Raw genomic sequence first — 22591 nt, 5'->3', positions numbered from 1 at the left:
GCCGGGGCGGGGCGGCTCCTACCGGGTGGCGGCCGTCGCCGTTCCCTCCAGGCGCCCGACGATCAGCTCGCAGAGCTCATGGGTGCGCAGGGCGTCGTGGGCGTCGATCGTCTTTCCGGTCCGGACGGCGTCGAGGAAGGCGAGGACGACCTGCTCGATGCCGCGCTGGCGGGCCACCGGGACCCAGTCGCCGCGACGGCGGATCGTGGGCTGGCCGCGGTGGTCGATCACGTCGGCGAGGTTGTGGACCTCGCGCTTGGAGTCCCCGCCGGAGACCTGGAGGATCTCCTCGGTGGAGCCGGAGACGCGGTTCATGATGCCCAGGGCGGTGAAGCCCTCACCGGAGAGGGTGAGGACGACGTGCTCGACGAGGCCGTCGCGCACCCGGGAGCGGACGTCGACCTGCTCGATCTCACCGGGCGCCAGGAAGCGCAGCAGGTCCACCACGTGGATGAAGTCGTCGAAGACCATCGAGCGCGGCGCCTCGGGCAGGCCCTCGCGGTTCTTCTGCAGGACGATCAGGTCGCGCGGCCGCTCCTTCGCCTGCACGTAGCCGGGCGCGTAGCGGCGGTTGAAACCGACCATCAGCGAGCGGCCCGTGCGGTCGGCGAGGTCGACCAGCCGGCGGGACCCGTCCAGGGTCTGGTCGAGCGGCTTGTCCACGTAGACGTCGACCCCGGCCGTCAGCAACTGCTCGACGATCGGGACGTGCTGGTCGGTGGCGGCGTGCACGAAGGCGGCCCGGATGCCGCTGCCGATCAGCGCGCCGAGGTCGGTGAACCGGTGCTCGGGCGCGATCCGGTGGGCCTCGCCGATCCGGTCCAGCTTGGCCCGGTCCCGGGTCATCAGGCGCAGGTCGAGGCCGGGCAGCGTGCCGAGGACCGGGAGGTAGGCCTTCTGGGCGATGTCGCCGAGCCCGATCACCCCGACGGGGAGGAGAGCGTCGGGGGCGGAGGTCAGGCTCATCGGTGCTCCAGTGGTCCGGACGATCATCGGCCCGGCCCACCCTACTCGCCGCTCCCCCGGCGGCCGGCGGGGTGGCCCGGCGCACCCGGCGGACGGGTGCGGCGGTGCCGGCGCGGTGGGGACCCGGCCACCGGTCGGGGCCCCACCGTCCCCCGCTCAGTCGACGTCGAGCGCCCGCGTCAGCGGGCGCTCCGCCATGTGGCGGCCGGCCGAGACGGTGGACCCGCCGGGGCGGGCCGCCCAGGCGCGCGCGGCGGTGTCCCGGGTCCGCACCGCCCGCGGCGGGGTGCTCACCCGGGCGGTCAGCCGGCCGAGGCCGACCGCCTCGCCGGCGGGCAGCGACCACAGGTCGGCCCCGCTCCGCAGGGCGGCCTCGGCGGTGAGGTCCAGTCGCGCGAGGGCGGCCTCCCGCCTGGCGCCGGCGGTCACGGCGAACTCCTCGTCCTCGTCATGGTTCAGATCCAGCCGTCGAGCCCGGCCAGGAAACCGTCGTGATCGTCCCGGTGGACGGTGTGGCCGGCGCCGGGCACGGTGCGCACCTCGAAGCCCCGGGCGCGCAGCAGTTCGGCGTCCTCGGTGCTCACCAGGAAGCTCCGGTCGGCCAGGAGCACCAGCGAGGGCACGGCCGGTGCGGCCGGCAGGCCGCACTCCTGGCCGGACAGGGCGAGCGCGGACTCCTCGTCCCAGGCCGCGAGGGTGGCGAGTTCGACGTCCACGTCGGCGGCCTCCCAGCGGGGGTTGAACTCGGCGATCTGCTCCCGGGTGGCGTGCCGGAACTCCACGAACATCCGCGGGTCGGCGCCCTCGATCCGGCCGAACTGCCAGGCCGGGTCGACATACACGGCGCGGGCCGGCTTCAGCCGCTCGACCGCGCCCAGCAGGCTGATGCCGCCGAGCGAGTGGCCGACGGCCAGCTCCGCGCCGGCCGGCAGCGTCTCGACGAGGTCCTTGGCGTAGGCCTCCAGGGCGTACCGCTCCTGCGGGCTCCCGCCGGTACCGCGCGGGCTCCGGCCGTGGCCGCGCTGGTCGACGGCGATGACGCGGTACCCGCGCGCGGCCAGGGCCGGGCCGACCCGCCGCCAGGTGCGGTGGTCGGACATGATGCCGTGCACCAGCAGGGCGACGCGGTCGCCGGAACCCCACTCCTGGGTGTGCAACTTCACGAGATGGAAACCTTTCTGGGAACGCTCGGGTGGGCGGACGTACTCGGTCGGGTGAACGTCGTGGGTGTGCCGGGAGGTGCCGGCGTACTCAGCGAACACCGCGGACCGGCTTCAGCGCGAGGGCGCCGACCCCGGCGAGGGCCGCGCCGAGCAGGAACAGCGGGGTGCGGCCGCCGAGGCCGGGCACGACGGAGGCGACGAAGGGCACCAGGGTCCGCGGACAGGGATTGGCGATGTCGAGCCCGCCCATGTCCCGGGCGGCGTCCTCCGCCTCGGGCAGCACCATGGTGACCGGCGCGGTGTCGACGGCCGTGAAGCAGCCGAAGGCCAGTCCGTTGACCACGGAGAAGACGATCATGCCGGGCCGCCCGAGGCCGACCACCGGCCATCCGGCCCGGCCGGGCGGGGAGGAACTCGCCGCCCTGGTCGCCCGGTCGGTGAACGAGCCCGGCCAGGTGCCCGCCACCCGGAACGTGCTGGGCTTGCGCACGGTCGTCCGCGAGTCGGCCTCACTCCGCCCCCGCTCCGGGCCTTCCCGACGGGAGAATCCGGTTGTGACCGGGACGGCTCGTGGGCGAGGCTCTCGGCATGACCACTCCGCCCGAGTCGATCACGCTGGACGACCTCACGCTGCGCCGCTTCGACGGCGAGGCGGACCTTCCCGAGCTCTTCCGGGTGATCGAGGAGTCCCTGGAGCACCTCCGCCCGTGGATGCCCTGGGTCGCCACGCACAGCCCCGACGCCACCCGTGCCTTCCTGGCCGGCCGCGCCGAGCAGTGGGAGAGCGGCGCCGCGTTCACCTACGCGATGGTGACGGAGCGGGGCATCGTCGGCGCCTGCCAGCTGTTCCGCCGCGAGGGCCTGCCGGGCGACGGCCTGGAGATCGGCTACTGGCTGCACCCCGCCGCCACCGGCCGCGGTCTGGCCACCAGAGCCGTCCGGGCCCTGGTCGACGAGGCGTTTCTGCTGCCCGGCGTCGACCACGTCGAGATCGTCCACGACCCGGCGAACCGGGCGAGCGGCGCCGTACCGGCGCGCCTCGGCTTCGCCGAGCACCTCTGCCGGCCCGCCGAGCGCCTGGCGCCCGCGCAGACCGGGGTGGACAAGGTCTGGCGGCTGACCCGGGCGCGGACAGGGCTGTGACCGGCCGCACCGGACGGGCGACCGGGGCGGCAGAGACAGCGCGGCCGGAGCACGGGGGGAGTGCCCGGCGCCGCTAGGGCAGACGGACGGGCCGGCCGCCGGAACTCCACGGCGGCACGGGTGCCGGGCCGGTGCGGCGGGACAGCACCGCGCCGCCGGGGCCGCACGGCCCCGGGGCGCCCCGGGTGGAGGTCGAACCGCGGATCAGAGCTTGAACATGGCGGTGTACGGCTGTGTGATCCGTTCCTGCCGTGAACCGAAGTCGACCAGTACCGCGATGTCACCGCCACCCTCGACGGCGATGGCCCGGCCGAGGCCGTACGTGTCGTGGGTGACCCTGTCGCCGACGGCGAACCGTTTGAGAGGAGCTTCGACCCGGGCCTTGAAGGGGCTGGTGGGCAGAGTACGCCGGACTGCTGCTGATTTCGTCATCTCCCCCAGTATGCGCCGGAACTCGCCCCAGTGGGCCCTCCGGAAGGTCTCGAATTCGCACATAACCGGAATCCGTATGGTGCGGTTCACCACCGCGCCGACGGAATTTCGCGGCCGCGGACGGTCTGCCACCGGCGCGAACCGCGTCGGCGGGGGCGGGCAGCACACCTGTGCCCGCCGCTCTTTCGAGCGATTCGCAGGCCCGGCCGGCCCCGCGCACCGGGACGCCAACTCCGCCGGGCGGCCGACCGGTTGGCGATGCTTCCGCCGCCGCGACAGTCGGCCCCGGGCGGGGACGCGGAGCCGCCGGGGGTGAATCCCTCCACCACGGAGACCCCCGGCCTGCTAGAGTCGAATGAGTTGCAGTAGTGGTTCCCATGAACTTTGTGTGGGCCTGCTGAGGTCTCGCAGGCGCATTTCTGTTTCCCGGCTCTTCCCCGGGTGGGTCATCATCGCGGCATCTCGGAGCACGCACCGTGCGAGCTCCGGACAGCCCCTTGAAGGAGATTTCTTTATGGCTAATGGCACTGTGAAGTGGTTCAACGCGGAAAAGGGCTTCGGCTTCATCGAGCAGGAGGGTGGCGGCCCCGACGTCTTCGCCCACTACTCGAACATCAACGCCAACGGCTTCCGTGAGCTGCTCGAGGGCCAGAAGGTCGAGTTCGACGTCACGCAGGGCCAGAAGGGCCCGCAGGCCGAGAACATTCGTCCGCTGTAGTTTCTGCCACGGCACCCGCCCGGCAGCGAGGGGCCCGCACCGCGTTCATGCCTGGTGCGGGCCCCTCGGCTTTTCGCAGGACCCACCGCTGCCCGGGCTTCATTCCCGGCTCCGCCACCGGCGGCCTTCCCCACGCGAGCTGCTCCGCGCCGCGTCCGGGTCGGCGCCCCGCCGTGATGACTCACGGTTCGAGGTTCTTCGCTCCCGCCCGCGCGGTGAGCGCCGACCGTAGGTGACGTGCCGCACGGTTTCACCGTCCACGCTCCGCCAGTTCCGGCCCGTTCCTTGCAGCCTCCGCCCGGATTACCCGTGGGCGCGGAGCCTTCCTCGTGACGTGCCACCTTGAGGAAGGTCTCCAGATGAATCGCTCCAGTCGCTCCTCGTACCAGAATTCCGAGTCCCGCTCCGGCGGCGGCTCGTACGGCTCCCGTTCCGGCGGGGGCGGTTCCTCGTACGGCTCCCGCTCGGGTGGTGGCAGCGGCTCCTACGGCTCGCGTTCCGGCGGTGGTGGCTCCTCGTACGGCTCCCGTTCGGGCGGCGGTCCGAGGCGGCGCCAGAGCTCCTCCGTGCAGGGCGAGTTCGCGATGCCGGTCAGCACCACCCCGGCCCTGCCGGCCGTCGAGACCTTCGACCAGCTCGACATGCCGAAGGCCCTGCTCTCGACGCTCACCCGCCAGGGCGTCACCTCGCCGTTCCCGATCCAGGCCGCGACGCTGCCGAACTCGCTGGCGGGCCGGGACGTCCTCGGCCGCGGCCGGACCGGCTCCGGCAAGACCATCGCCTTCGGCCTCGCGCTGCTGGCCCGCATCGCCGGCCGGCAGGCCGAGCCGGGCCGGCCGCTGGCTCTCGTCCTGGTGCCCACCCGTGAGCTCGCGCAGCAGGTCACCGAGGCGCTCACCCCCTACGCCCACTCGGTGCGGCTGCGGCTCGCCACCGTGGTCGGCGGGGTCTCGATCGGCCGCCAGGCCCAGATCCTGGGCCGGGGGGCGGAGGTCGTCGTGGCCACTCCCGGCCGCCTCAAGGACCTGATCCAGCGCGGCGCCTGCCGGCTCGACAGCGTCGGGATCACCGTCCTCGACGAGGCCGACCAGATGGCCGACATGGGCTTCCTGCCGCAGGTCATCGAGCTGCTCGACCAGGTCGAGGCCGACAGCCAGACGATGCTGTTCTCCGCCACCCTGGACCGCAACGTCGACCGCCTGGTGCGCCGGTTCCTCAAGGACCCGGTCACCCACTCGGTGGACCCGTCCGCCGGGGCGGTCAGCACCATGGAGCACCACGTCCTGCACGTGCAGAACGGCGACAAGAACGCCACGATCGCCCACATCGCCTCGCGCGAGGGCGGCGTGATCATGTTCACCGACACCAAGCACGGCGCCGACCGGCTGGTGGACGAGCTGCTCGCCAGCGGGGTGAAGGCGGCCGCGCTGCACGGCGGGAAGTCCCAGCCCCAGCGCACCCGCACCCTCCAGCAGTTCCGCAACGGCCAGGTCACCGCGCTGATCGCGACCAACGTCGCGGCTCGCGGCATCCACGTCGACGGCCTCGACCTGGTCGTCAACCTGGACCCGCCGACCGACCACAAGGACTACCTGCACCGCGGCGGCCGCACCGCCCGGGCGGGCGAGTCCGGCACCGTCGTGACGCTCGTCCTGCCCAACCAGCGCCGCGAGACGGCCCGGATGATGGCCACCGCCGGCATCACCCCTGAGTCCACCCGGGTCCACTCCACCGACGACGAGCTGGCCCGCATCACCGGCGCCCGCGTGCCCACCGGCGTGCCCGTGGTGATCGCCGACCCCGTGGTCGAGCGGCCCCGGCGCAGCGCCTCGGGCGGTCGCAACCGCCGCAGCCGCCCCACCTCGGCCGGCCGCGGCCAGCAGGGCGGCGGCACCGGCGGCCGCGGCCAAGGCGGCGGCACCGGCGGCGCCCGCCGTGGCGGGCCGCGGCGCGTCGACCTGGCCGCGTAGGCCCCGCGTCCGGTCGGTCCCGCCGCGCGTCGGCGGGACCGGCCGGATCCGGCCGGACACCCGCGGGCCGGGCCCAACCGCGGCAGCACCGTCGAGCACCTCCCTGATCGCCGCCGTCACCGGTGGACCGACCCGAAGGAGCCCCATGACCATGGCCCTCGAACACCCCGCCGACTTCGCCGCCGACGCCCTGACCACGGTCGGGGACGTGATGACCCGACCCGAGCTGCAGATCAGTGACGACGTCATGGTCGACACCGCGCTGGACATCCTGCTCAGCTCCGGCGCCCCGCACGCCCTGGTCCGCGACGAGGAGGGCCGCTGCGCCGGGCTGCTGACCCGTCTGCACCTCGCGCCGTTCCGGGCCCGCTCCTGGTACACCGAGCGCACCCCGGTGCGGGCGGTGAAGCACGACCGCGCGCCGTTCGCCACCGCCGGGATGCCGGCCGCCACCGCGACGGCCACCATGCGCGCCCGCGGTCTGGACACCTGGCCGGTCGTGGACGACGACGGGCACGTCATCGGTCTGCTCAGCATCTGAGTCCCACCCGGGACCCCGCCTCCCCCGGCCCACCGGGGGAGGCGGGGTCCCGGTGGTTTCCGGGGCCGCCGCCCCGGGCACGGTCAGCCGGTGGCGGCGGCCACCTCGGTGAGGGCCTCCAGCACCGGGCGGATCAACGGGTGGCCGTCGGCGCCGGCCCGGACGGCGGCGAAGACCCGGCGGGTGGCGAGCGCGCTGTCCACCGGCCGCACCGCGACCCGTCCGAGATCCACCCCGAGCAGGGCGGACCGGGGCACCAGCGCCACCCCCGCACCGGCCGAGGCCAGCGCCACGACGGCGCGGAAGTCGTCCGAGGAGTGCACCAGACGCGGCTGGAACCCGGCGTGCTCGCAGGCCAGCAGCACCACGTCGTGGCAGGGATTGCCCGGGTAGGGCCCGATCCACGGCTCGGCGGCCAGGTCCGCGACGGCGATCGGCCCCTCCCCGGCGGCCAGCGGATGGCCGAGCGGCAGCACCGCCTCGAACGGTTCGGCGTACAGCGGCACCCGGGTGAGCCGGGCGTCGTCGGCCCGCGGCGCCCCCCGGTACTCGACGGCCACGGCCAGGTCGGCCCGCCCCTCCAGGACCATCGGCAGGCTGGCGTCGCCCTCCGCGTCCAGCACCTTGAGGCGGACGCCGGGCGCCCGGGAGGCGAGGGTCCCGATGGCGGGCGCCAGCACCAGGGAGATCCCGGTGGCGAACGAGGCCACGGTGACCTCACCGGCCACACCGGCGCTGTAGGCGGCGAGATCGGCCTCGGCCCGTTCCAGCTGGGCGAGGACGGCGTCGGCGTGGCCGAGCAGGATCTCCCCGGCGGCGGTGAGCCGCACCCCCCGGCCCTCGCGGGCGAGCAGGTGGTGGCCGGTCTCCTGCTCCAGCGCGGCCAGCTGCTGGGACACCGCCGAGGGGGTGAGGTAGAGGGCGGCCGCCGCGGCGGTCACCGTGCGGTGGTCCGCCACGGCCCGCAGGGTCCGCAGCCGTCGTGCGTCGATCACACGCCAATTCTGCCAGCGTGCCGCGGGGTGCCGGAGCCACCGGGGGGGGGACGTCCGGCGGCGCCGTGGGCGGGCGGGTCCGCCGAAACCGCGAACGGGAGTGGGACGTCGGCCGGGCCGACGTCCCACTCCCGGGCGGGAGGGTGGGGCAGTTGGTCTCTGGTGGTGCGCCGCGGCGCACCGTGCGGCGGCGGGGTGCCGAGCGGACGTGGTGCGCCGCACGGCGGCCCGGGGGTGCCCGTGGCGCGTCCGGTTCCGGGCGGACGGGCCACGGGCGGTCCCGGGAGGTGCCCCGGCCGGGGCTACTCCCCCAGGGCGGCGCGGGCGTCGACGAAGGCCGCCACCACGCGCTCGACGTCCTCGGTGGAGTGCGCGGCGGACAGCTGCACCCGGATCCGGGCCGCGCCGTGCGGCACGACCGGGAAGGAGAAGCCGATCACGTACACGCCGCGCTCCAGCAGCAGCTCGGCGAGCCGGCCGGCCTCGGCCGCGTCGCCGATCATGACCGGGGCGATCGGGTGGTCGCCGGGCAGGATCTCGAAGCCGGCCTCGGTCATCCGCGAGCGGAACAGCGCCGTGTTGGCGGCCAGCTTCTCGCGCAGCTCGGTCGAGCGCTCGACCAGGTCGAGCACCTTCAGCGAGGCGGCGGCGATCACCGGGGCGAGCGAGTTGGAGAACAGGTACGGCCGCGAGCGCTGGCGCAGCAGGGCGACGATCTCGCGGCGCGCCGCGACGTAGCCGCCGGAGGCGCCGCCGAGGGCCTTGCCGAGGGTGCCGGTGATGATGTCGACGCGGTCCGTCACGCCGTGCAGCTCGGGGGTGCCGCGCCCGTTCGGGCCGACGAAGCCGACCGCGTGCGAGTCGTCGACCATGACCATGGCGTCGTAGCGCTCGGCCAGGTCGCAGATCTCGCGCAGCGGGGCGACGTAGCCGTCCATCGAGAAGACGCCGTCGGTGACGACCAGCCGGCGGCGGGCGCCCTGGGCCTCCTTGAGCTGCTGCTCCAGGTCGGCCAGGTCGCGGTTGGCGTAGCGCAGCCGGCGGGCCTTGCAGAGGCGGATGCCGTCGATGATGCTCGCGTGGTTCAGCGCGTCGGAGATGACGGCGTCGCGCTCGTCGAGCAGGGTCTCGAAGACGCCGCCGTTGGCGTCGAAGCAGGAGGAGTAGAGGATCGTGTCCTCCTGGCCGAGGAACCCGGAGAGGCGGTCCTCCAGCTCCTTGTGGACGTCCTGGGTGCCGCAGATGAACCGGACCGAGGCCATCCCGTAGCCCCAGCGGTCCAGGGCGTCCTTGGCGGCGGTGAGCACCTCGGGGTGGTCGGCGAGGCCGAGGTAGTTGTTGGCGCAGAAGTTCAGTACCTCGCCGGGCTGCCCGCCGGCGGTGACGGTGACGGCGGCGCTCTGCGGGGTGCCGATCACCCGCTCCGGCTTGAACAGGCCGGCCTCGCGGATCTCGTCGAGGGTGGCGGCCAGGTCGTCGCGCACGTTGTCGAACACGGTGTCTCCCTAGAGGGGGTCAGACGGTCTCAGACGGTCCAGTCGAGGATGATCTTGCCGCAGCGGCCGCTCGCGGCCTCGTCGAAGGCGGCCTCGAAGTCGGCGGCGGCGTAGCGGCCGGTGATCACGGGGCTGAGGTCGAGCCCGCCCTCCAGCAGGACGGACATCGCGTACCAGGTCTCGAACATCTCGCGGCCGTAGATGCCCTTGATGGTGATCATCGAGGTGACGACCGAGGCCCAGTCGACCGGGAACTGCTCGGCGGGCAGGCCGAGCATGGCGATCTTCCCGCCGTGGGTCATGTTGGCGATCATCGACTGCATCGCCTCGGGGCGGCCGGACATCTCCAGGCCGACGTCGAAGCCCTCGCGCAGGCCGAGCTTCTGCTGGCCCTCCTCGATGGTGTGCTCGGCCACGTTCAGGGCCAGCGTGACACCGACCTCGCGGGCCAGGTCGAGGCGGTACGGCGAGACGTCGGTGATCATCACGTTGCGCGCGCCGGCGTGCTTGGCGACGGCGGCGGCCATGATGCCGATCGGACCGGCACCGGTGATCAGCACGTCCTCGCCGACCAGCGGGAAGGAGAGCGCGGTGTGCACGGCGTTGCCGAAGGGGTCGAAGATCGCCGCGACGTCGAGGTCCACCGGGACCCGGTGCACCCAGACGTTGGAGGCGGGCAGCGCGACGAACTCGGCGAAGGCACCGTCCCGGCCGACCCCGAGGCCGACGGTGTTGCGGCAGAGGTGGCGTCGGCCGGCCAGGCAGTTACGGCACTTGCCGCAGACCAGGTGGCCCTCGCCGCTGACCAGGTCGCCGACCGAGATGTCCGCGACGGCCGCGCCGATCTCGGCCACCTCGCCGACGAACTCGTGGCCGAGGACGAGCGGCGTCCGGATGGTCTGCTGGGCCCAGCCGTCCCACTTGCGGATGTGCAGGTCGGTGCCGCAGATCCCGGTGCGCAGCACCTTGATCAGCACCTCGCCGGGGCCGATGGCAGGCTTCGGGACGTCCATCAGCCAGAGTCCGGGCTCTGCCTTCTGCTTGACGAGTGCCTTCACTGCGGCGGCTCCTGACGCATGGTGGGGCGGCCTGGTGTGGGCAGGCCGACGGGGCCCGGCGGGGTGGCTGCTCCTGCCCCCTCGCACCGAACATGGAGCAATCTGCCTGGTGGGAGGGGGTGCGGTCCATCGAGGAATTCTTAAGGGGCGCCACAGCTGGGCTAAACGATCGTGCCCGAGCCGGGCCCGGCCACCGGCGCGGCGTGCCGGTGGCCACCCGTTCGGCGGAGCGCCGGGGGCGCTCGGCACGGGCGCGGCGGCCCGGCCGGGCGTGAACCGGGCCGGGGTGACTGGGGGTTTCGGCTGGTTCGGCGCGCCGGCGGTTCCGGGGTGACCGGGCGTGGGGCCGTTCGGGCCAGTGCGGCGGCGGCCCGCGCGCGGGCCGGTCGTGGCGCGCATACGGTGGCGATCGCTCCCCCCATGGCCCCGTGGAGCGCCGCTCCGGGGCCGTTCGGCCCAGAGAGGCGCTCCGATCATGACGAAGACACGACGGCCGCTCGCCCCGCTCCCCCGCCGCTCCGTGCGGGCGGCCACCGCGGTACTGGCCCTGACCGGTCTGCTGGCCGCCGCGGGTTGTTCCGGCCGGACGGCGTCCGACCCCCCGCCCGCCGGCGCGGTCACGGCCGTCCCCGCCGCGCTCAGCCCCTCGGCGAGCCCGTCCGGCCCGTCGTCGGGTCCGTCGTCCGGCCCGTCCTCCGCCTCCTCCTCCGCCTCGGGCTCCGCTTCGGGCTCGCCGAGCGCGTCCGGCTCCTCGCCGACGTCCGGCGGCACCGTGGCCGCGCTCACCCCGGACGTCACCGCCCGGCTGGACTCGGCGGTGCAGAAGGTGCTGAGCGAGGCCTCCGTCCCCGGGGTGATGGTCGCTCTGACCACGCCCGACGGCAGCTACCTCAAGGCCTTCGGCGTCTCCGACAAGGTCGCCGGTACGCCGATGGTCACCGGGCTGAACATGCGGATCGGCAGCGAGACCAAGACCTTCACCGTCACCGGGCTGCTCCGGCTGGTCGACCAGGGCAAGGCCGGTCTGGACGACCCGGTCGGCAAGTACATCGCGGGCGTGCCCGGCGGGGACACGATCACCCTGCGCCAGCTCGCCGACATGCGCAGCGGCCTCTTCAACTACAGCGCGGACCCGGACTTCCAGCAGGCCGTGGTCAACGACCCGAACCGCGTCTTCACCCCGCAGCAGCTGCTCTCCTACGCCTTCGACCACCCCGCGGACTTCGCCCCGGGCAGCGCCTTCGAGTACAGCAACACCAACACCGTGCTGATCGGCCTGGTGGTGGAGAAGCTGAGCGGGCAGCCGCTCGACGTCTTCCTGAAGCAGCAGGTGTTCGACCCGGCCGGGCTGGGCCGGACGGTCTTCCCGACCGACGCGGCGTTCCCCCAGCCGCACGCCCGCGGGTACACCGACCAGACGCCGGACGGCTCGATCGCGGACGCCACCGACTGGAACCCGTCCTGGGCCTGGGCGGCGGGCGCGGTCATCTCCGACCTGGCCGACATGCAGAAGTGGGCGAAGGTGCTGGCCACCGGCACCCTGCTCAAGCCGGCCACCCAGGCGGAGCGGCTGGTGACGCCGCCCACCCCGCTGCCGGACGTCGGCTACGGGCTCGGGCTGTTCGTCAACCACGGCTGGGTCGGGCACAACGGCTCGCTGCCCGGCTACCAGAGCGCCGTGGTCTACCTGCCGTCGGCGCAGGCCACCCTGGCGGTGCTGCTGAACACGGACATCTCGTCCCAGGGCGAGGAGCCGTCGACGCTCTTCGCCAAGGCGATCACCGAGATCGTCTCGCCGGGGAACGTCTACTCGTTCCCGCCCGCGACGGCGAGCTCGTCGCCGTCCGCCTCGGTGACCTGAGCGGTCCCCCCGGTGGCCCGGGGAGCCGACCGGCCGGCGGGGCCGTCGGCCGGTCAGCTCCCCAGGACCCGGGCCAGGTCGTAGGAGACCGGCTCCTCCAGCTGCGCGTAGGTGCAGCTCTCCGGGGTGCGGTCCGGGCGCCAGCGGCGGAACTGGGCGGTGTGCCGGAACCGGGTGCCCTCCATGTGGTCGTAGGCCACCTCGACCACCCGCTCGGGGCGCAGCGCCACCCAGGAGAGGTCCTTGCCGCCGGTCCAGCGGCTGACCGCGCCGGGCAGCCGGGCATCGGCGTGGGCGGCCTCGTCCGCCCAGCCGCCCCACGGGTGGGCGGAGACGTCCGTCATCCGCAACGGCGCCAGTTCCTCGACGAGTTCACGTCGGCGCGCCATCGAGAAGGCGGCGCAGACGCCGACGTGCTGCAGGCGGCCCTCGGCGTCGTTGATGCCGAGCAGCAGCGAGCCGACCACCGGTCCGCTCTTGTGCTCGCGGTAGCCAGCCACCACGCAGTCGGCGGTGCGCTCGTGCTTGATCTTGAACATGGTCCGCTCCCCCGGCCGGTAGGGCTGGTCCAGCGGCTTGGCCACCACGCCGTCCAGTCCGGCCCCCTCGAACTCGGCGAACCAGCTCTGCGCCAGCTCGCGGTCGGTGGAGGCGGGAGCGGTGAAGACCGGGTCGGCGGCCCGGCCGAGCGCCGCCTCCAGGGCCGGGCGGCGCACCGAGAGCGGCTCGTCGAGCAGCGAGACGTCGCCGAGCGCGAGCAGGTCGAAGGCGACGAAGGAGGCGGGGGTGCGCTCGGCCAGCAGCCGCACCCGGCTGGCCGCCGGATGGATCCGCTCCAGCAGCTCCTCGAACCGCAGCCGGCCGTCCCGGGCGATCACCACCTCGCCGTCCAGCACGCAGCGCGGCGGCAGCTCCCGCTTCAGGGCCTCCACCAGTTCGGGGAAGTACCTGGTGAGCGTCTTTCCGGTGCGGCTGCCGAGCTCGACCTCGTCGCCGTCGCGGAAGACGACGGTGCGGAAGCCGTCCCACTTGGCCTCGTACTGCATTCCCGGCGGGATCTTGGCGACCGACTTGGCGAGCATCGGCGCCACCGGCGGCATCACGGGCAGGTCCATGGCTCCGATCCTCGCGCCAACCGTTCCGGGGCGCGCGCCGGGCGGAGCGCGTCTAGCGTGAGAGGCATGGGCGCAGCCGTGGAACTGGATGTCGCCGGGCGCAGCGTACGGCTGTCGAATCCGGACAAGGTGTACTACCCCGAGCGCGGCTTCACCAAGCTGGACGTCGCGCAGTACTACCTGGCCGTCGCGGACGGGGTGCTGCGCGGGCTGCGGGACCGGCCCACCACGCTGCAGCGGTTCCCGGACGGCGTCACGGGCGAGTTCTTCTACCAGAAGCGGGCGCCGAAGGGCCTGCCGGAGTGGCTGCCGACGGCCCGGATCAGCTTCCCGAGCGGGCGGTCCGCCGACGAGATCTGCCCCACCGAGCCGGCCGCCGTGCTCTGGGCCGCCAACCTGGGCTGTCTGACCTTCCACCCGTGGCCGGTGCGGCGGACCGACACCGACCACATCGACGAGCTGCGGATCGACCTCGACCCGCAGCCGGGCACCGACTTCCACGACGCCGCCCTGGCCGCCCACGAACTCCGCGCCGTGCTGGAGGAGCACGGACTGCGCGGCTGGCCCAAGACCTCCGGCGGACGCGGGGTGCACGTGTACGTGCCGCTGGAGCCGCGGTGGACGTTCACCGACGGCCGGCACGCGGTGATCGCGCTCGGCCGGGTGCTGGAGCAGCGGATGCCGGGCCGGGTGACCACCGCGTGGTGGAAGGAGGAGCGCGGCGAGCGGATCTTCGTGGACTACAACCAGATGGCCCGGGACCGGACCATCGCCTCCGCCTACTCGCTGCGCGCCCGCCCCCGGGCGACCGCCTCGACGCCGCTGCGCTGGGAGGAGCTGGACGACGCCGCACCGGAGGACTTCGACCTGCGGACGGTGCCACCGCGGTTCGCCGAACTCGGCGACCTCCAGGCGGAGATGGACGACAAGGCGTACCGGTTGGACGGGCTGCTGGAGCTGTACGAGCGCCAGCTGCGGGACGAGGGGCTGGGCGAACTGCCGTACCCGCCCGACCATCCGAAGGCCCCCGGCGAGCCGAGCCGGGTGCAGCCGAGCCGGGCCCGGAAGACCTGACGGGGCGGCGGGCACCGCGCGGTGGTCGCATAGGCTGACGCTCTTCGAACGGGTGGAACGGGGGGCGTCGGGGTGGGCGGGCGCGGACTGCGGGAGATCATGGCCGACGCGGCGGGCGGACTGTTCCCGCCGCCGGACGGCTCGGTGACGGTGGTGCCGCAGCCGTCGGCGCGCGAGGCCGGCGTGCTGGCGTTCTCCGCGCACGCCGTGGTGTTCACCGACGAGGACCCGGCCTGGGTGCGGACCGCGCTGGCCGCCGTGCCGAGCGACCCGCTGGCCGCACCGCTCTGCCCGCCCTTCCTGACCGCGCTCGCCGAGCGGACCGGCCGGGTGGCCGGCACCATCGACCTGCTGACCGTGGCCGGCCGGCTGCCCGGTGCTCCCCCGCTGGCGCTGGCCGAGGTCCGGGACCGGGCGCACCCCCGGGTGGTGCGCGCGCTGCGCTACCGCGAGGACGTCCGGGTCTTCACGGTCGACGGCGGGGTCCTGGTGCTCGGGCGCGGGGTGGCCGGACGGTGGGAGTGCGCGATCGAGGTGGACCCACAGGCGCGCGGCCGGGGCCTGGGGCGCGCGCTGGCGGCGAGCGCCCGGCATCTGCTCCCGGAGGGCGAGTGGATCTGGTCGCAGCAGGCGCCGGGCAACGCCACCAGCGTGCGGGCGTTCCAGGCGGCCGGCTACCGCCCGGTGGGCGCGGAGGCGCTGCTGGTGGTGGGGCGGCCGTGAACGGGGGCGGGGCGGTTCCGGGCGGGGCGGTTCCGGGCGAGGTGGTTCCGGGCGGGGCGGTTCCGGGCGAGGTGGTTCCGGGCGAGGTGGTTCCGGGTGGCCTGGTGACGGTGCCGGCCGAGGTCCGGGACCGGCTGACGGTCCGCTTCGGCCCGGCGGCCGAGGCGTGGTGCGCGGCCCTCCCGGCGGTGGTCGAGGAGCTGGCCCGGCGCTGGGGACTGGAGCTGCGCGCGGCCGGCGGCGGCGGGACGTCCCGGGTGTTCCGCTGCGAGCGCGGTGACGGCGCCGCGGTCTGGCTGAAGCTGACGCCCGATCCCGAGGTGGCCGCGCAGGAGGCGGTGGCCCTGCGGGCCTGGTCGGGGCTGCCGTCCGTGGTGCGGCTCCTGGCGACGGACACGGCGGCGAACGCCCTGCTGCTGGCGGACGTGGAGCCCGGGGCGCCGCTGCGGCAGCGGGCCTGGCGGCCGGCGGAGGTGGCGCCGCTGCTCGGCGCCCTGCGCTCGGTGCCGGTGGACGGGCTGGCCCTGCGGCCGCTGGGCGACCGGGTGGAGTTCCTCTTCGACCTCACCGAACGGCGCGCGCCCGGCGCGGTGCCGCCCGGGGCGCGTGCCTTCGCCCGGGAGCTGGCAGCCGGCGGGCCGCTCGCGCTCGTCCACGGGGACCTGCACCCGGCCAACGTCCTGGACGGCCCGGCCGGACCGGTCGCGATCGACCCGCGCCCGTCCCTCGGGGACCCGGACTTCGACCTGGTGGACTGGGTGCTCGACGGCGTCACCGACCGGCCCGCCCTCGACCGGGCGATCGCCGACCTGAGCGCCCGCGTCCCCGGGGCCGATCCGGCCCGCGTCCTGGCCTGGTGCCGCGCCCTCGCGGTGACCGTCGCCGCCCCCCGCGCGGCAGCGGGCCGGCACGACGCGGAGACGGCGTTCCTGCTGGAGCTGGCGGGGTTCTGAGGCCGCGGCGCGGCACCGGACGGCGGGCGGGGTCCTGAGGCCGCCGTGTCCGCACAGGAGGTCGACGGGTCCGACTTCCTGTGCGAGCGCCGAGGGCGGGGCTTCAGCCTGCGGCGAGGCCGCCCAGGAGGAAGGCGAAGGCGCCGGTGAGGAGGGCGCCGGTGGTGATCGCCAGGGCGGTGACCAGCCACTTCCAGGGGATCAGCGACCTCAGCAGCCGGGCGGCCAGGCAGGCGCCGAGGGTGATCGCCGCGAGGGCGAACAGGAAGAGGCTCAGCCACTTGAACAGCCCGGCCGTGCCCGCCAGGCGGCACTCGCCGTCCTCGCAGGAGACCCGGACCCGGTTGTGGGTGTCGACCTTCCAGTCGATCCGGGCGTACTCGTTCGGCAGGCCGCCGCCGTCGGGGTAGAAGGTGCCCCGGCAGTCGCCGGTCTCGGTCGGGACGGCCTCGGCGGAGTCGGTCCGCAGGCACCGGTCCGCCACCAGCACCCCGGGGGTGCCGGAGAGGCCGGTCGCGTACCCGAGCCCCTCCCCCGCCGTCACCGCGCCCCAGCCGCCCACCCCGAGCAGCGCCAGCACGGCGGCGGCGATCGTCAGCGCCTTCACCAGTGCCCGCCGAATGTCCGGATCCATCGCCACCCCTGTTCCGTCGCCCCCGGTTGCAGGGACGCACCGACCGGCCGCCCGGTTCGGCTCCGTAGGCCGGCGGTCGGGAAGGGCGGCGGTCAGGAGTGCTCCGCGGCCTCGCCGGAGACGAGGAGGCAGCGGAAGGCGGGCACGAGCACGCCGCCGGTGCCCCGGGGCAGCCCGACGAACAGCCGCTCCCAGGAGTTCGGGCCGCTGAAGCCGACGACGAGCAGGAAGGCCGCCAACGGCACGGCGGCCAGTCCGAACAGGCTCATCGCCGACCAGTGCGCCACCGGCTTCACCCCGCTCGCGCGGCAGACGCCGTCCTCGCACCGGACGGGCCTGACGGCCAGGTGGCCGACGTCCTCCTGGAACGTGCAGGAGGAGACGGGTGCGCCGTGCGCGGGGTTGAACGTCCCCGAGCAGTCCTCGGGCGGGCCCTCGTGCCATGGTGCGCAGAGTCCGCGAATGCACCGGCCGGGCTCGCCGGACCACCCGGCGGCCGGGCGACATGCGGTGCGGTGCGGCTCGGCACCAGCGGGCCCACGCCGCACAGCGCGGCGGCCGCCGTCAGGACGAACACCCTGCCGAGGAACGGTCGCATCCGCCGCCCCCGCCGTCGCTCCCCCGCAATTCGCTCCGCCCCCCGGCGGAGCGCACTGCCCCCGGGAGGGGACGCGGACCGACCGGTGCGTGGTTGCGGGGGGGGTGCGGTCAGGCGGAGTGCGCGCCGGCCGGGGCGAGGGAGGCGATGATCCGGACCGCGTCGGCGATCTGGCCGTCCGTGAGGTCCCCCCGGGCGGTGAGGCGCAGCCGGGAGACGCCGTCCGGGACGGACGGCGGACGGAAGCAGCCGACCGCGAGACCGGCCCGGCGGCAGTCGGCGGCCCAGGCCACTGCGGCCTCCGGGCCGGGGGCGCGGACCGAGACGACCGCCGCGTCCGGGGTGGAGGCCCGCAGGCCGGCGGCGGTGAGCCGGGCGGCGAGGGTGCGGGCGACCTCGCGGGCCCGCTCGGCGCGGTGCGGCTCGGCCCGCAGCAGGCGCAGCGCGCCGAGGGCGGCGCCGGCGGCCGCCGGGGCCAGGCCGGTGTCGAAGATGAAGGTGCGCGCCGTCTCGGTGAGGTGGCGGATCACCCGGCGCGGGCCGAGCACCGCGCCGCCCTGCGAGCCGAGCGACTTGGACAGCGTGACGGTGGCGACGGTGTCGGGCTCGCCGGCCAGGCCCGCGGCGGCCAGCGCACCGGCGCCGCCGGGGCCGAGCACGCCCAGGCCGTGCGCGTCGTCCACCAGCAGGGCGGCGCCGTGGGCGCGGGCGGCGGCGGAGAGTCCGGGCAGCGGGGCGGCGTTGCCGTCGACGGAGAAGACCGAGTCGGTGACCACCAGCGCCCGCCGGTGGGTGCGTTCGGCGAGCGCGGCACGGACGGCGTCCGGGTCGCTGTGCGGGGCGCGGTGGACGTCGCCGCGGGCGAGCCGGCAGCCGTCGATCAGCGAGGCGTGGTTGTAGGCGTCGGAGACGATCAGGGTGTCCGGGTCGGTGAGCGCGGTCAGCGCGGCCAGGTTCGCGGTGTAGCCGGAGGAGAACACCAGGGCCGCCTCCACCCCGTAGAACTCGGCCAGCTCGCCCTCCAGTTCGGTGTGCAGGGCGGTGGTTCCGGTGACCAGCCGGGAGCCGGTGGCGCCGCCGCCCCAGCGCAGCGCCGCGTCGGCGGCGGCCCGGGTGACGGCGGGGTGCCGGGTCAGCCCGAGGTAGTCGTTGCCCGCGAGGTCGAGCACCGGGTCCTCGGCCGGGCGGCTGCGCAGCGTCCGGGTGAGGCCCGCCCGGGCCCGCAGCTCGGCCGTCTCGTCGAGCCAGTCGAAGACGGCGGCGGGGGCGGGAACGGCGTCCGCCGGAGTGCGGACGGGCGGTTCGGACGCGGTGCGGTGGGCCATGCCCGGCACTCTGGCACGGCGGGCGCGACCCGGGCAATGTGCGAAGCGGCACACGCCCGGGCGGCCGTTCCGACGCCGTCCGCCGGCGGATCGGGGTCGGTGGGGGCCTCGGGCTGCCGGCGCTCTCGGACCGGGAGCGGGCCCGGGCGTTCGTCGACCTCGCGCACCGGGCCGCCGGGGAGGCCGTCCGGCAGGAGGGGTGCGCCGGGGCGCGCCCCGCCGAGCGGGCGCCCGCGACTCCGGGGAGGAGCCGAGCCCCGGGCTTTGCCCGGGGTGTGCGCGAGCAGGCAAGATAGCCGGGTGACCCTCCTTGATCTGATGCCGAAGCCCGCTACCCCCGACGCGCTGTACGAGACGTTCGCCGCCTGGGCGGAGGAGCGCGGGATCACGCTGTACCCGGCGCAGGAGGAGGCCCTGATCGAGCTGGTGTCGGGGAACAACGTCATCCTCGCGACGCCGACCGGGTCGGGGAAGAGCCTGGTGGCGGCCGGTGCGCACTTCGCCGCGCTGGCGGAGGGCAAGCGGACCTTCTACACCGCGCCGATCAAGGCACTGGTCTCGGAGAAGTTCTTCGACCTCTGCAAGGTGTTCGGCACCGAGCAGGTCGGCATGATGACCGGCGACGCGAGCGTCAACCCGACCGCGCCGATCATCTGCTGCACCGCCGAGGTGCTGGCGCAGATCGCGCTGCGGGACGGCGCCCGGGCCGACGTCGGCCAGGTCGTCATGGACGAGTTCCACTTCTACGCGGAGCCGGACCGCGGCTGGGCCTGGCAGATCCCGATCCTGGAACTCCCGCAGGTGCAGTTCCTGCTGATGTCCGCGACGCTCGGCGACGTCCGTCGCTTCGAGGAGGACCTGACCCGCCGCACCGGCCGGCCGACCACCGTGGTCCGCTCGGCGACCCGGCCCGTCCCGCTGTTCTACGAGTACCGCCGCACCACCATGCACGACACCCTGGAGGAGCTGCTGAAGACCGGTCAGGCCCCGGTCTACGTCGTGCACTTCACCCAGAAGGAAGCCGTCGAGCGGGCGCAGTCGCTGATGAGCATCAACATGTGCTCGAAGGCGGAGAAGGACGCCATCGCCGCCCTCATCGGCAACTTCCGCTTCACCACCAAGTTCGGCCGCAACCTGTCCCGCTTCGTGCGGCACGGGATCGGCGTGCACCACGCGGGCATGCTGCCCAAGTACCGCCGGCTGGTCGAACGGCTCGCCCAGGCGGGGCTGTTGAAGGTGATCTGCGGTACCGACACGCTCGGCGTGGGTGTCAACGTGCCGATCCGCACGGTGCTGTTCACCGCGCTGTCCAAGTACGACGGCGTGCGCGTGCGGGTGCTGCGGGCCCGGGAGTTCCACCAGATCGCCGGACGGGCCGGGCGGGCCGGGTTCGACACCGTCGGGCAGGTCGTCGCGCAGGCGCCCGAGCACGTGATCGAGAACGACAAGGCCGTCGCCAAGGCGGGCGACGACCCGAAGAAGAAGCGCAAGATCGTCCGCAAGAAGGCGCCGGAGGGCTTCGTCGGGTGGTCCGAGGAGACCTTCGAGCGGCTGATCGGGGCCGACCCGGAGCAGCTGGTCTCCCGGTTCAAGGTGAGCCACGCGATGCTGCTGTCGGTGATCGGCCGGCCCGGCAACGCCTTCGAGGCGATGCGCAAGCTCCTCACCGACAACCACGAGGAGCGCGGCGCGCAGCGCCGGCACATCCGCACCACGATCGCCATCTACCGCTCGCTGCTGGAGGGCGGCGTGGTCGAGCGGCTCCCGGAGCCGGACGCGGAGGGCCGGATCGTCCGGCTGACCCTCGACCTCCAGGAGAACTTCGCCCTCAACCAGCCGCTCTCCACCTTCGCGCTGGCCGCCTTCGAGCTGCTCGACCCGGCCTCGCCCTCGTACGCGATGGACGTCGTCTCGGTGGTCGAGGCCACCCTCGACGACCCGCGCCAGATCCTCGCCTCGCAGCAGAACAAGGCCCGCGGCGAGGCCATCGGCGAGATGAAGCGCGACGGCATCGAGTACGAGGAGCGGATGGAGCGGCTCCAGGAGATCACCTACCCGAAGCCGCTGGAGGAGCTGCTCACCCACGCCTACGAGGTGTACCGGCGGGCGCACCCGTGGATCGGCGACCACGAGCTGCGGCCGAAGTCCGTGGTCCGCGACCTGTACGAGCGGGCGATGACCTTCTCGGACTACGTCGGCCACTACGACCTGGCGCGCACCGAGGGCATCGTGCTGCGCTACCTGGCCGGCGCCTTCAAGGCGCTGGAGCAGACCGTGCCCGACGACCTCAAGACCGACGACCTCAAGGACGTCATCGCCTGGCTCGGCGAGCTGGTCCGCCAGGTCGACTCCAGCCTGCTGGACGAGTGGGAGCAGCTGGCCAACCCGACCGATCCGCAGGCCCCCGAGGTCGCGCTGGACGACAAGCCGGCGCCGGTGACGGCCAACGCGCGGGCGTTCCGGGTGCTGGTGCGCAACGAGCTGTTCCGCCGCGTCGAGCTGGCCGCGCTGGAGAACTACCACGCCCTCGGCGAGCTGGACGGCGAGTACGGCTGGAACGCGGACCGCTGGGCGGAGGCGATGGACGGGTACTGGGACGAGCACGACGACCTCGGGACCGGACCGAACGCGCGTGGCCCGAAGATGCTGCTGATCGAGGAGGAGGACTCCTCCTGGAAGGTCCGGCAGATCTTCGACGACCCGGCCGGTGACCACGACTGGGGCATCAGCGCCGAGGTCGACCTGTACGGCTCCGACGAGGAGGGCCGGGCGGTCCTGCGGGTCACCTCGGTGGACCGGCTCGACGGCTGACCACCCGACGGCGGCGGGGTCCACCACGGGTGGGCCCCGCCGCCGCGTCACATCCAGACGAAGGGCGCGCCCGCCGAGTAGGAGACCGCCCGGGTGGCCTCGTCGAGCGCCTGCTCGCCGCCGGCCGGGGCGGTGGACGGGGCGCCGACCGGGGTGGGCGGGCCGGAGGGGGCGGGCGCGGTGCCGTGCGGCTCGACGGGCCGCGAGCTGGTGACCGTCACGTACTGGCCGACCGCCGCGACGCGCTGCTCCGAGCCGGGCTTGGCGCTGCCGGCGGGCTGGGCCGGGGCGGTGGACGCGTCCGGGAGGATGAAGGTGAGCGCGCCCGGCTTGGCCCGCAGGGTCTCGGCGGCCCTGGCGGCGGCGGCGTGGTCGGCGAAGCGCAGCAGGGTGACGCTGCTGAGCACCGGCTGGGCCTGGCCGGCGAAGCTGACGGCGAGGTAGGCCTGGCAGCCGCTGTCGCGCAGCAGGTCCTCGGCGCGGTCCTGGAGGGTCTCGGCGCAGCTCTCGCCCTGCCGGACACCGGAGCGCTTGCCCCGGTAGGCGCCGACCTCGATCACCCGCTGGGCGGGGAAGAGGGTGTCGACGTTGAGGCCCTCGGGGTCGGTCGCGGCGCGCGGTGGCGGACTGCCGACCACCCGCGGGGTGCTGGAGGCGTCCTTGCTGGCCGGGCCCAGGCCGGGTATCCAGTCGCCGGGCGCCGGGCGGGTGATGATCCAGCCGCCGGCCGCCACCACGCCGACCACCACGACCCAGCCCACGACCCGGCGGGCGCCGAATCTCCCGGGCGGCTGTCGATGGGCCTCGGCCGGCCGGGCGGCTCCGTGCTGTTCCTGGTCACCCGATGGCGGGGTCCGCTCCCCCTGCGTGGTCATGGCGCAGATTCTAAGCAGTGCGCGGGTGGTGGAGATCACGGGGGCGGGCCGTTGACGATCACCCGTACTACCGGTCGGTAACCCCCACCCCCGGGGGACGTGACCTGCACCACTACCGTGAGCTGTGACACTGTGACAAC

The 22591-nt window shown here is 74.5% G+C and carries 22 protein-coding genes; 9 read left to right on the top strand and 13 right to left on the bottom strand.

All coding sequences use genetic code 11. The features are described 5' to 3' along the window. Nucleotides 1-18: 18 nt before the first annotated feature. The 4 genes from ACZ34W_RS08490 to ACZ34W_RS08475 form a co-directional block, all read right to left on the bottom strand. Complete coding sequence (locus ACZ34W_RS08490; RefSeq protein ID WP_329486190.1) at nucleotides 19-966, bottom strand: Gfo/Idh/MocA family protein; 948 nt, start codon at nucleotides 964-966, stop codon at nucleotides 19-21. Nucleotides 967-1122: 156 nt separating this feature from the next. After that, nucleotides 1123-1395 (bottom strand): hypothetical protein, encoded by a 273-nt coding sequence (locus ACZ34W_RS08485; protein WP_465602668.1) that lies wholly within the window; start codon nucleotides 1393-1395, stop codon nucleotides 1123-1125. Nucleotides 1396-1421: 26 nt separating this feature from the next. Continuing rightward, complete coding sequence (locus ACZ34W_RS08480) at nucleotides 1422-2129, bottom strand: alpha/beta fold hydrolase (protein WP_465602666.1); 708 nt, start codon at nucleotides 2127-2129, stop codon at nucleotides 1422-1424. A gap of 88 nt (nucleotides 2130-2217) precedes the next feature. Further along, nucleotides 2218-2619, bottom strand: a complete 402-nt coding sequence (locus tag ACZ34W_RS08475) for a hypothetical protein (protein WP_465602664.1) — start codon at nucleotides 2617-2619, stop codon at nucleotides 2218-2220. 98 nt (nucleotides 2620-2717) lie between these two features. Here ACZ34W_RS08475 and ACZ34W_RS08470 point away from each other — a divergent pair, with 98 nt between their 5' ends. Next, nucleotides 2718-3272, top strand: coding sequence for a GNAT family N-acetyltransferase (locus ACZ34W_RS08470; RefSeq protein ID WP_329486195.1), 555 nt, complete (start codon nucleotides 2718-2720; stop codon nucleotides 3270-3272). Nucleotides 3273-3476: 204 nt separating this feature from the next. On the opposite strand, the gene ACZ34W_RS08465 is transcribed toward ACZ34W_RS08470, so the two are convergent. Next, nucleotides 3477-3704, bottom strand: a complete 228-nt coding sequence (locus tag ACZ34W_RS08465) for a hypothetical protein (RefSeq protein WP_329486196.1) — start codon at nucleotides 3702-3704, stop codon at nucleotides 3477-3479. A gap of 514 nt (nucleotides 3705-4218) precedes the next feature. Here ACZ34W_RS08465 and ACZ34W_RS08460 point away from each other — a divergent pair. From ACZ34W_RS08460 to ACZ34W_RS08450, 3 genes are all read left to right on the top strand, one after another. Further along, complete coding sequence (locus tag ACZ34W_RS08460; protein ID WP_030918248.1) at nucleotides 4219-4422, top strand: cold-shock protein; 204 nt, start codon at nucleotides 4219-4221, stop codon at nucleotides 4420-4422. A 359-nt stretch (nucleotides 4423-4781) separates the two neighbouring features. Continuing rightward, on the top strand, nucleotides 4782-6392 hold the full coding sequence (locus ACZ34W_RS08455) for a DEAD/DEAH box helicase (RefSeq protein WP_465602662.1): 1611 nt from the start codon (nucleotides 4782-4784) through the stop codon (nucleotides 6390-6392). Between the two features lie 145 nt (nucleotides 6393-6537). Continuing rightward, nucleotides 6538-6933, top strand: coding sequence for a CBS domain-containing protein (locus tag ACZ34W_RS08450; RefSeq protein ID WP_329486198.1), 396 nt, complete (start codon nucleotides 6538-6540; stop codon nucleotides 6931-6933). An 83-nt stretch (nucleotides 6934-7016) separates the two neighbouring features. On the opposite strand, the gene ACZ34W_RS08445 is transcribed toward ACZ34W_RS08450, so the two are convergent. The 3 genes from ACZ34W_RS08445 to tdh all read right to left on the bottom strand — a co-directional run bounded on the left by ACZ34W_RS08445 (nucleotide 7017) and on the right by tdh (nucleotide 10482). Beyond that, the gene (locus tag ACZ34W_RS08445) at nucleotides 7017-7928 is read right to left on the bottom strand and encodes a LysR family transcriptional regulator (RefSeq protein WP_465602659.1); all 912 of its coding nucleotides are present in this window, start codon (nucleotides 7926-7928) and stop codon (nucleotides 7017-7019) included. A gap of 302 nt (nucleotides 7929-8230) precedes the next feature. Beyond that, nucleotides 8231-9424 carry a glycine C-acetyltransferase gene (locus ACZ34W_RS08440; protein ID WP_329486200.1) on the bottom strand — a complete coding sequence of 398 codons (1194 nt, stop codon included), beginning with the start codon at nucleotides 9422-9424 and terminating at the stop codon, nucleotides 8231-8233. A gap of 29 nt (nucleotides 9425-9453) precedes the next feature. Further along, nucleotides 9454-10482 (bottom strand): L-threonine 3-dehydrogenase, encoded by a 1029-nt coding sequence (gene tdh, locus ACZ34W_RS08435; protein ID WP_329486201.1) that lies wholly within the window; start codon nucleotides 10480-10482, stop codon nucleotides 9454-9456. A 475-nt stretch (nucleotides 10483-10957) separates the two neighbouring features. Here tdh and ACZ34W_RS08430 point away from each other — a divergent pair, with 475 nt between their 5' ends. Continuing rightward, the gene (locus tag ACZ34W_RS08430) at nucleotides 10958-12343 is read left to right on the top strand and encodes a serine hydrolase domain-containing protein (RefSeq protein WP_465602657.1); all 1386 of its coding nucleotides are present in this window, start codon (nucleotides 10958-10960) and stop codon (nucleotides 12341-12343) included. Nucleotides 12344-12396: 53 nt separating this feature from the next. Here ACZ34W_RS08430 and ACZ34W_RS08425 read toward each other — a convergent pair whose 3' ends face one another. Beyond that, nucleotides 12397-13458 carry an ATP-dependent DNA ligase gene (locus tag ACZ34W_RS08425; RefSeq protein WP_465602655.1) on the bottom strand — a complete coding sequence of 354 codons (1062 nt, stop codon included), beginning with the start codon at nucleotides 13456-13458 and terminating at the stop codon, nucleotides 12397-12399. Nucleotides 13459-13524: 66 nt separating this feature from the next. Here ACZ34W_RS08425 and ligD point away from each other — a divergent pair, with 66 nt between their 5' ends. The 3 genes from ligD to ACZ34W_RS08410 all read left to right on the top strand — a co-directional run bounded on the left by ligD (nucleotide 13525) and on the right by ACZ34W_RS08410 (nucleotide 16208). Continuing rightward, nucleotides 13525-14532 (top strand): non-homologous end-joining DNA ligase, encoded by a 1008-nt coding sequence (gene ligD, locus ACZ34W_RS08420; RefSeq protein ID WP_329486204.1) that lies wholly within the window; start codon nucleotides 13525-13527, stop codon nucleotides 14530-14532. A 99-nt stretch (nucleotides 14533-14631) separates the two neighbouring features. Continuing rightward, complete coding sequence (locus ACZ34W_RS08415; RefSeq protein ID WP_329492027.1) at nucleotides 14632-15255, top strand: GNAT family N-acetyltransferase; 624 nt, start codon at nucleotides 14632-14634, stop codon at nucleotides 15253-15255. An 86-nt stretch (nucleotides 15256-15341) separates the two neighbouring features. After that, nucleotides 15342-16208, top strand: a complete 867-nt coding sequence (locus ACZ34W_RS08410) for an aminoglycoside phosphotransferase family protein (RefSeq protein WP_465602653.1) — start codon at nucleotides 15342-15344, stop codon at nucleotides 16206-16208. Between the two features lie 103 nt (nucleotides 16209-16311). Here the strand turns inward: ACZ34W_RS08410 and ACZ34W_RS08405 are convergent, their stop codons facing one another. The 3 genes from ACZ34W_RS08405 to ACZ34W_RS08395 form a co-directional block, all read right to left on the bottom strand. Next, a complete protein-coding gene (locus ACZ34W_RS08405) occupies nucleotides 16312-16842 on the bottom strand; it encodes a hypothetical protein (RefSeq protein ID WP_465602652.1) in 531 nt (176 codons plus the stop codon). Nucleotides 16843-16934: 92 nt separating this feature from the next. Then, complete coding sequence (locus ACZ34W_RS08400; protein ID WP_465602650.1) at nucleotides 16935-17111, bottom strand: hypothetical protein; 177 nt, start codon at nucleotides 17109-17111, stop codon at nucleotides 16935-16937. A 439-nt stretch (nucleotides 17112-17550) separates the two neighbouring features. Further along, complete coding sequence (locus ACZ34W_RS08395) at nucleotides 17551-18765, bottom strand: 8-amino-7-oxononanoate synthase (RefSeq protein ID WP_465602648.1); 1215 nt, start codon at nucleotides 18763-18765, stop codon at nucleotides 17551-17553. 318 nt (nucleotides 18766-19083) lie between these two features. Here ACZ34W_RS08395 and ACZ34W_RS08390 point away from each other — a divergent pair, with 318 nt between their 5' ends. Beyond that, nucleotides 19084-21576, top strand: a complete 2493-nt coding sequence (locus ACZ34W_RS08390) for a DEAD/DEAH box helicase (protein WP_465602790.1) — start codon at nucleotides 19084-19086, stop codon at nucleotides 21574-21576. A 47-nt stretch (nucleotides 21577-21623) separates the two neighbouring features. Here ACZ34W_RS08390 and ACZ34W_RS08385 read toward each other — a convergent pair whose 3' ends face one another. Then, nucleotides 21624-22451 carry a hypothetical protein gene (locus ACZ34W_RS08385; RefSeq protein ID WP_329486210.1) on the bottom strand — a complete coding sequence of 276 codons (828 nt, stop codon included), beginning with the start codon at nucleotides 22449-22451 and terminating at the stop codon, nucleotides 21624-21626. Between the last annotated feature and the right edge of the window lie 140 nt (nucleotides 22452-22591).

The sequence above is a fragment of the Kitasatospora sp. NPDC022856 genome (genome assembly GCF_055561235.1).
Note: the sequence above shows the minus strand (reverse complement) of the source record. Positions and strands in the feature narration are given on the sequence as shown.